This window comes from Acinetobacter sp. UBA2063 (assembly GCF_002333245.1).
GTDB lineage: Bacteria > Pseudomonadota > Gammaproteobacteria > Pseudomonadales > Moraxellaceae > Acinetobacter > Acinetobacter parvus.
The window spans coordinates 1-9,244 of record NZ_DDAH01000207.1; the positions used below are offsets into that span (position 1 = coordinate 1).

General features: G+C 41.1%; 6 protein-coding genes and 2 pseudogenes. 4 read left to right on the top strand and 4 right to left on the bottom strand.

The window, feature by feature from the left end:
- The first annotated feature begins 170 nt into the window (after positions 1 to 170).
- The 4 genes and pseudogenes from B4H32_RS09940 (at position 171) to B4H32_RS09955 (ending at position 3,655) form a co-directional block, all read left to right on the top strand.
- On the top strand, positions 171 to 1,247 hold the full coding sequence (locus tag B4H32_RS09940) for an AI-2E family transporter (protein ID WP_004680197.1): 1,077 nt from the start codon (positions 171 to 173) through the stop codon (positions 1,245 to 1,247).
- 202 nt (positions 1,248 to 1,449) lie between these two features.
- Positions 1,450 to 1,878, top strand: a pseudogene (locus B4H32_RS09945) (acyl-CoA dehydrogenase family protein); the annotation flags it as partial.
- Positions 1,872 to 2,294: pseudogene (locus B4H32_RS09950) on the top strand (MFS transporter); the annotation flags it as partial. The pseudogenes B4H32_RS09945 and B4H32_RS09950, both read left to right, overlap by 7 nt.
- Positions 2,295 to 2,485: 191 nt before the next feature.
- Positions 2,486 to 3,655: a PQQ-dependent sugar dehydrogenase gene (locus B4H32_RS09955; protein ID WP_004680194.1), complete on the top strand. Its 1,170-nt coding sequence runs from the start codon at positions 2,486 to 2,488 to the stop codon at positions 3,653 to 3,655.
- Positions 3,656 to 4,079: 424 nt separating this feature from the next.
- Here the strand turns inward: B4H32_RS09955 and B4H32_RS09960 are convergent, their stop codons facing one another.
- From B4H32_RS09960 to ribF, 4 genes are read right to left on the bottom strand one after another with little or no spacing between them, the layout of a single operon-like run.
- Positions 4,080 to 4,562: an FKBP-type peptidyl-prolyl cis-trans isomerase gene (locus B4H32_RS09960; protein ID WP_004680192.1), complete on the bottom strand. Its 483-nt coding sequence runs from the start codon at positions 4,560 to 4,562 to the stop codon at positions 4,080 to 4,082.
- A 1-nt stretch (position 4,563) separates the two neighbouring features.
- Complete coding sequence (gene lspA / locus B4H32_RS09965; protein WP_162130233.1) at positions 4,564 to 5,094, bottom strand: signal peptidase II; 531 nt, start codon at positions 5,092 to 5,094, stop codon at positions 4,564 to 4,566.
- 4 nt (positions 5,095 to 5,098) lie between these two features.
- Positions 5,099 to 7,936: an isoleucine--tRNA ligase gene (ileS, locus tag B4H32_RS09970; RefSeq protein WP_004680190.1), complete on the bottom strand. Its 2,838-nt coding sequence runs from the start codon at positions 7,934 to 7,936 to the stop codon at positions 5,099 to 5,101.
- A gap of 60 nt (positions 7,937 to 7,996) precedes the next feature.
- Positions 7,997 to 8,998 carry a bifunctional riboflavin kinase/FAD synthetase gene (gene ribF / locus B4H32_RS09975; RefSeq protein ID WP_004680189.1) on the bottom strand — a complete coding sequence of 334 codons (1,002 nt, stop codon included), beginning with the start codon at positions 8,996 to 8,998 and terminating at the stop codon, positions 7,997 to 7,999.
- Positions 8,999 to 9,244: the final 246 nt, after the last annotated feature.

Below are 9,244 nucleotides of genomic sequence, written 5' to 3' on the forward strand. Positions count from 1 at the left end.
TCGCGCTGATGGTAGTGTGGCACTTGCCATGTGAGAGTAAGTCATCGCCAGCTTTTAAATTCAAACACCCCTAACCTGACGGTTAGGGGTGTTTTTTATTGCAACGAGAAAAATAAATTGGGGAAAATTACGGTATAACTATTGGGGAAAAGATAAAGCGTGATGTGAATATGCAAAATAATAATCTTGGTTCTTGGCAATCTAGCCTACAGACATTGGTTTATATTTTATTGTTTTTAATTCTCTTTGGATGGTTGTTGAAAATTGGGCAAGGCTTTTTATTGCCAATCCTTGTTGCGACGATAGCGATGTATATCCTTATCACATTAAGTCATTGGCTAGTAAAGTTTCCTGTTTTGAAATCTACGCCAGAATGGTTTAGAAGAATATTGGTATTAATCAGTTTTATTGTGGTGATGGTTCAGCTTATTAGTTTAGTGATTACAACTGGACAGAAAATTTTGGCTAAGATGCCAATCTATGAAGCGAATATTGAACAGGTTTTTTTGTATGTAAACGCGTATTTAGGGTGGAGTGATAGTCCGGACTGGCAAATCTTTAGAGAAATGCTGATGAGCCAGATTAATCTTCAAAGTCTCATTACTTCGACACTTACTTCATTTAGTGCGCTGACAGGCATGTTTGTTGTCATTATTGTATATGCCTTATTTTTATTGAATGAGCGAGATCAGTTCGTTAAAAAATTAATGATTGCATTTCCAGATGGTAAAACTGAACAAACGCGGTTATTGATCGCGGATATTAATAAAAAGATTAGTGAATATCTTGTCGTTAAGACACTTATTAATTTGATTTTAGCAACGATTTGTTTTGTTATTCTTTGGGCGTGTGGTGTGGAGTATGCATTATTTTGGGCTTTAATTATTGGTTTGTTTAACTATATTCCATACGTTGGTTCTTTATTCGGTGTGATTTTCCCTGTTCTAATGACATTGGCTCAAACTGGTTCGCTGAAATTAACTATTCTGGTTGCAATTCTATTGACGGTTGCACAAATGTTTGTAGGAAATTTTCTAGAGCCACGTATGATTGGTAAACAAATCAATTTATCTCCGTTTGTTGTTTTGCTTTCCTTGTCTTTGTGGTCTTCATTGTGGGGAATCGCAGGAGCGATTTTAGCAATTCCTCTTACTTCAATTTTTGTAATTGTTTTGGAAGCATTTCGATCTACTCGCCCATTTGCTATTTTACTCATGCAGAATCCGAAAAATTACGATCAATCATAACCGTGATAATAGGGCTTAAATACTTACTAATAGGATTTGGGCTCTTATTTCGGATAAATATCTCAACGTTTTTGATAAATGATTATGGATAAAATTGATGTGTATTTTGCCAAGCGCTTGCTTGGTTTTTTCTTTTTTGATAAGGTAAAGCGCTTATAAATACTCTAATCGACTCAGAATTATTCAAGCTAGGAAGCAGAAAATGCAACTTAATCCGATCTACTATAATGAACAACACCAAGCTTTTGCAGACAATGTACGTCGATTCGTGCAAAAAGAAATGGCTCCATTTGTTAATGAATGGGATGAGGCTGAAACGTTTCCTCGAGAGCTTTATAAGAAAGCTGCTGAGATTGGATTATTGGGCTTAGGCTTTGGTGAAGAATATGGGGGTATTCCGGATGCTGATCCTTTTTATTCGTTACTCGCTGGTGTGGAAATGGCGAAAGCGGGTTCAGGTGGTGTGCATATTTCGTTGATGGTACATACCATCGGTGCTCCACCAATTCAGCATTTTGGAAGTGAAGAACTAAAAGCGAAAGTATTGCCAGATATTATTTCCGGCGAAAAGATTTCGGCTTTGGCAATTACTGAGCCTGGTGGTGGATCTGATGTTGCCGCTTTGCAGACCGTTTCCACTTAAAACCTGTGATTATTGGCATGTTTTTATTGGGGGCATTCTCTCTAGTGGGTCTAGGCTTCAATTCACCACAGCCTGTAATTTATTTATTGGTCGGCTTAGCGGGTGCTTCTGCCATTGGCAGCAGTATTTTACTGTATAGCTTTGTTGCACAGTATTATCCACTCACGATTCGTTCGACAGGTATCGGTTGTGCTTCTGCAGTGGGGCGTGTAGGTGCGATTGTAGGCCCTATTATCATTGGCGTACTTTTGGGTATGAATTTACCGCATAAAATGAACTTTTTGGCGGTGGCGATTCCTGCGGTGATTGGTGCAATTGCAGTGGCAATGATTCGTTTACAAAGTACATCAAAGGTGGTGAGTGAGCCAAGTGTGGTCAAAAAAGCCAGTCGATCTTATAGTTAATTGATCGTTAATATTGTGGGACTTTGAAATTAAGGAGCATCGCTCCTTAATTTTTTGCCTATTTACTTTGTAGAAGATTCAAGTAAGAAAGTGTATAGCGATACATTTCTATTATGCTCAGGGTGAGTTTCATTGGTTATGATGTCTTGATTAGCTCAAGCTAAGATTGAATAAATAGAGGAGCAATTAGGATGCTTAAGATGAATCGGCAACACTATGGATTTATAGGTCTAGTTACATTGGGTTTAATCACAGGGTGTAATGCACAAGTTCAGCCGAAACAGAACTCGGCTACTTTAGAGTCAAAATCAACTTCTGCACAAAACTTACAACGCTATCAAGTACAGCCAATTGCAGATTTTAATGAGCCGTGGGCATTGACAGAGTTACCAGATGGACGTCTATTAATTACAGAAAAAGCGGGGAAATTAAAACTTTTTAATCCAAAAACAGTTCAAAGCTTAGATGTTCAAGCTATCCCTGAAGTGGCTTATGGCGGACAAGGTGGTTTGGGTGATGTCATTTTAGATCCTGAATTTAAACAGAATCAGCAGATTTATTTAAGTTATGCAGAAGCGGGTACGGGTGGTTACGGTGCAGTCGTGATTCGGGGCAAGCTCTTATTGGATGCTAAACCCACGCCAAAACTTGCCCAAATTCAAAGAATCTGGCAGCAAGTGCCGAAAGTTTCAGGACAGGGACATTATGCACATCGTATAAAGTTTGGTGCAGATGGCAAATTATGGATAAGTTCTGGTGAACGACAAAAGTTTGAACCTGCTCAGGATTTAAAATCTAATTTAGGCAAAATTTTGCGTTTAAATGCAGATGGCACAACCCCTTTAGACAATCCATTTCAAACACATGGCGAGATTGCCAAACAAGTCTGGAGTTTGGGGCATCGAAACCCTTTGGGCATGGCATTTGATTCCGCAGGGCAGCTTTGGGTTGCAGAAATGGGACCTAAAGGTGGCGATGAGTTGAATCTGATTGCCAAGGGCGAAAACTATGGCTATCCGCTGGTGTCGAATGGTGATCACTATAATGGTTTGCCAATTCCAGACCATGCGACTCGTCCTGAATTTACAGCCCCAGTTCTGGATTGGACGCCTGTCATCTCTCCTTCAAGTTTGATGTTTTATACGGGAGATGTATTTCCACACTGGAAGCATAAAGCCATTCTTGGTGGTTTATCTTCAAAAGCAATTATTGTAGTGGATACACAAGCACAGCCTGTTCGGGAGCTACAGCGAATCGCGATGGGGCAGCGGATTCGTGGCGTACTCCAAGCGCAGGATGGCAATATTTGGGTGATTGAAGATGGTCAATCTGCCAGATTGCTTAAATTGGTGGCTCCATAAAATGCCTTTCTTCAGGTCTAAACATATTTTAGGGTGGGACAAAAAACAGATAGAAAAAAGCCCCAACATCATGTCGGGGCTTTTTCAGATTTATGTTTAGGTATTAGTGCTGTTATACCTTTCAGCGTCCTGCCGTTATATTCTTTATTATAGTTATTCTTGCTTTTTGAAACATCCTGTTTCTGTATGCCTTAAATATAAAATGAAAGGTGATTTTTGCCTAGCATCAATTTTCTGCAATGCATGTAAGCTAAAACGTACAACGAGATATCGGTGAAACGAATATCAATAAACTGGATTTATTGAGTTTTAAATGATTGATTATATTTAATAATTGTCTTATTCAATAAAAAATCCCCCAAGTCCATATTCTTGTACTTGGGGGGGTTGAACAGCAGAAAGATGCAGCAAGTATGCAAATTGATTACATCAATTTAATACCTTGTTGTCCAGCAGGGGTGACTCTAAAGATTTCAACTTCAAAGGTAATATTTTTACCCGCTAAAGGGTGGTTAAAGTCTACTTCGGTCACATCATCATTTACAGATTTCACCACGCCATAGAGGCTTTGTTTGGCTTTATCTTCAAACTCAATCATGTGTCCTTCAACTGGACGTTGCTCAAATTTAACCGTATCAAAAGTTTGTACGTTTTCAGGATTCCATGGACCAAATGCTTCTTCAGGTGGAAGACTCACGGTACGACGGTCACCTGCACGTAAACCAAATAATGCCTTTTCAAAGCCAGGTAATAAGTTACCATCGCCAATCACGAGGCTTACGGGTTCTTCACGATTACGTGTATTGTCAATCTCAACACCATTTTCGATTGAAACAGAAAAATGCAAGTCGACTTTTGAGCCATCTTGAATACGAATTTCTTCGTTTGGTTGGATAATTTCGTTCATCTTATGCATCCACGTTTTGGTTACGTTTCTTCTCAAGGAAGAAGGTATCAATCAGCAGTAAAATCGTGCCTAGCGTAATTGAGCTATCCGCAAGGTTGAAGGCTGGGAAATGGCTGTTTTGATAGTAAACATGAATAAAATCGACCACATAGCCTAAGCTGACACGATCAATCAGATTGCCAATTGCACCACCGAGAATCAACGCAATCGCCATCGGTAACACGATCATTTTCTTTGGCATACGCATCAGCCAGAAAATGAAAATCAGCGATACCACACCTGCTAAAGAGGTGAAGAAGTAGCGTTGCCAGCCGCCTGCGTCAGACAAAAAGCTGAATGCAGCCCCGTAGTTATGCAACAGCGTCCAATTTAAAAAGGGCAGTACAGGAACAGGATCTGCATAATTTAAATGTGAACTGGCAATCCATTTAGTCCATTGGTCCAGCACAATGGCGAGGACTGAAAGTCCAAGCCAAAGCAGGTTATGTGGATAAAATTGGAATAAGCCTTTTTTTGCTGGGCTAGTTTGCACAGAATTATGCATATTTTCTCACTTCGCCACTGCCAGTGACGTTGATAATACAACGAGCGCATAAACCAGGATGACCAACATGTGTATTTACATCTGGCAGTACATGCCAGCAACGTACACATTTTTCACCATCTGCTGCGGAGACTTGGACACGTAATCCTGCAAGATCCGTGCTTTCACCTTGTTCAGCATAAGGGTGAACGATGACTTGAGAGGTGATCAAGACAAAACGTAATTCATCAGCCAATTGGTTTAACAATGTCTGTAAGGCTTCATCTGCCCAAAGTTCAACTTTGGCAGATAAGTTACTGCCGATGAGTTTAGCGTTACGTGCGGCTTCAATCTGTTTATTTACTGCTGATTTTACGCTAATCAATGTTTGCCAATCTGCTTCAGACAGTAAGTTTGCTGTTGATGCGGTTGGGATGTCATACCATTCAGCCGTGAACACATATTTACCGGTTTGTTCAGGAATCAATGGCCAAGCTTCTTGTGCGGTAAAGCTCAAGATCGGTGACATCCAGCGAACAAAGGCTTGTACGATGTGATATAGCGCTGTTTGTGCAGAATGACGTGCTTGAGAATCTGCTTTAGTGGTGTACTGACGATCTTTGATGATGTCGAGATAGAAACCACCTAAGTCGTTAATACAGAAGTTGGTCAATGCATTGGTGACGATATGGAAATTCATCTCTTCATAGGCTTGCTGGATGGTTTTTTGAACCTCAGCAGCGCGTTGCAAGATGTATTGATCCAATGCAATCAGTTGGTCGACTGGCAAAGCATCTGTCGATGGTTTGAAACCATTCAAGTTGGCCAACAAGAAACGTAAGGTATTACGAATACGACGATAACCATCTGATGCGCGGCTAAAGATTTCTTTACCAGCCGTCATTTCATAGCGATAGTCAGCAGATGCAATCCAGAAACGTAAACCATCAGCACCCATATCTTTAATAATGTCTTGTGGGGTGATGATGTTGCCTAATGATTTAGACATCTTACGACCTTTCTCATCGACCACGAAACCGTGAGTGAGTAGACCTTTATACGGTGCACGTTCATTAATCGCAATTGAAGTTAACAATGACGATTGGAACCAGCCACGATGTTGGTCTGAACCTTCAAGATACAAATCTGCAGGGTCTTGTAACTCTTCACGTTCACGCAACACTGCATAATGTGTAGTACCTGAGTCAAACCAAACGTCAAGTGTATCGCGTACGGCATTGTACTGTTCAGCATCTGCGCCAATGAAGTCGCTAGCATCGCGGTTATACCAACCATCAATACCTTCTTGTTCGATCAGTTTAGCGACTTCTTCAATGAGTTCAGGTGTACGAGGGTGTAATGCATTAGTATCTTTGTGTACAAAGAATGGGATTGGTACGCCCCAAGTACGTTGACGTGAGATACACCAGTCAGGGCGTCCTTCAATCATGGATTGAATACGATTTTTACCCCAATCTGGGACAAACTCGATGTCATTTTCAATCGCATTCAAGGCTGTCTGACGTAAACCTTTAGCATCCATGCTGATAAACCATTGAGGTGTCGCACGGAAGATAATCGGGGTTTTATGACGCCAGCAGTGTGGGTAGCTGTGTTTGATTGGCTGATGCGCCCATAGACGACCAGCAGCACCCAAAGCTTCGATAATTTTTGGATTGGCTTTATAGATATGTTCGCCTGCAAAAATCGGCGCTGTTGGTAAATATATGCCATTACCACCGACAGGGTTATCAACTTTTAGGTTGTACTGTAAGCCAACTTTATAGTCGTCCACACCGTGTCCAGGAGCGGTATGTACTGCACCTGTACCGCTAGTTGCGATAACGTGTTCACCTAAAATAACAGGCACTTGGCGATCAGTAATCAGAGGATGTTGTAATAAGACATTCTCGATTGCTGAACCTTTAAAATCAGCCAGTACCACTGGATTTTCAAGCTTATAACGCTCAATTGCAGATTCAACCAGATCTTTGGCCAAAATAAAGTTTTGTGTACCACGATCACTTTGTACTTGAACCAGTTGGTAGTCGATTTCAGCATGGAGTGCCACTGCTTGGTTGGCAGGCAGTGTCCAGGGTGTAGTGGTCCAGATCACGATGTCCGTCACATCTTGGACATTTACACCAAGACGGCTGCTTAAGTCTTTAAGATCAACAACCGTAAAGCCAACATCAATCGCATCTGATTTTTTATCTTCGTATTCAACTTCCGCTTCTGCCAGCGCAGAACCACAGTCTAAACACCAGTTCACAGGTTTTAAACCCGGTTCGATATGACCTGCTTTGGCAATTGCGCCAAGCGAACGAACAATGTCTGCTTCTTGCTTAAAGTTCATGGTGAGGTATGGATTATCCCAGTCACCAAATACGCCCATACGCACAAAGTCTTTTTTCTGTAATTCGACTTGGGTGTAGGCATATTCGCGACAAGCTTTACGGAAAGTAGAGGCATCTACTTTAACGCCCACTTTGCCGACTTTTTCTTCGACCTTAAGTTCGATTGGAAGACCGTGACAGTCCCAACCCGGTACGTATGGCGCATCGAAGCCATCCATCACACGGCTTTTAATAATAATGTCTTTAAGGACTTTATTGACGGCATGACCCAAATGAATTTGACCATTGGCATATGGAGGGCCGTCATGAAGAACATATTTTTTCTTACCAATACGCGATTCACGAATCTGCTGATAAATGTTGTCGGCATACCACTCTTCTAACCATTTGGCTTCACGCACAGCCAAATTTGCTTTCATGGCAAATTCAGTATCAGGCAAATTGAGTGTGGCTTTATAATCCACTGCATTTTCAGGAGTTTGCTTATCGCTCATGCAAGTTTTCTTCCAGTTTTATCAGTCTAAACTGACATGTATTACAAATGAAATTTAAATTTAAAAAGGAAATTCTGGTGTGCGCTTACGATAGTCTCGTAATTTTTGCACATCATCATCGATTCCAGCTTTGAGTGCTTCAAGCGAAGGGTAATTCAGTTCACCATGTAGATAGTGAAGGAAAGTTACCCGCATCAATAAGCCATACAGATTAGCAGAAACATCGGGGAAATGTACCTCTAATCGCCATTCTGGCTGGTCTTGTTTGATGGCTGGGCGTGTCCCCACATGACCTGCACCAAACAAACTATCAGCTTGATAGCCTGTAATTCCGTTCAAAGCAGGATCAGTGTGCTTTGTTTTTGCTGTGAGTGAGGCATTTTCACAGACGACATCCACCGCATAAATACCACTTAAACACGGTTTATGGCGGTTTAAACGGACATTGATGGTTGGAAAATCAAGGGTTCGGCCAATCTGGTCGCCATATTGCACCCGTCCCGTAATGCTGTAGGGACGGCCCAGCAGCTTTGCCGCCAAAGCAAGGTCGCCCTGCTGTAGAACCTGACGGATACGGGTTGAACTGACTCGTTCTCCATTCAGTGCCACCGTATTTAAATTGGTGACATCAAAGCCATATTTGCGTAGAAACTCGCTGTTGCCCTGACGGTCTTTACCAAAATGAAAATCATCACCTAGCACTAAGCTTTGTGCATTGAGTTTTAATTTAAGTAGATCAGCAAATTCTGTGGCATTTAAACTTCTAAAATATTGGTCAAATTTCGCAACTGCAATGTAGTCCACACCAAGCTCAGTTAAATATTCTACTTTTTCACGTAATGAGCTAATGCGTGGCGGAGCATCATAAGCTTTAAAAAATTCAAGTGGTTGCGGCTCAAAAATCATCACCAATGTTTTTAAGCCTTGCGCTTCAGCCAACGTTTTGAGTTGGGCAATCATCGCTTGATGGCCGAGGTGGACACCATCAAAATTGCCAATCGTGACCGCAGTTGGGGGTAACTGAAAATCTGGCGATAAAGCGTTGAGACGAAGCAACTTCATGGGCGTTAAATACAGTGATTTTGCAAAGGCTATATATTGCCATATTCTCAGCGTTTCGTCTTGTTGTTGTGTTTTTACACAGGAAATTTTCAGGATTTAGAAGTTTTATATCAATTAAACTGATTCATTAAATAAAAATAAATCAATTTTTCTTATTTTATGATTGACCTAAAATAGCTGCATAGTCGCTTGATATTGAGAAAGAGATGAAAAAGCCGTTTTATCAGCTACAACAGAACACCGATG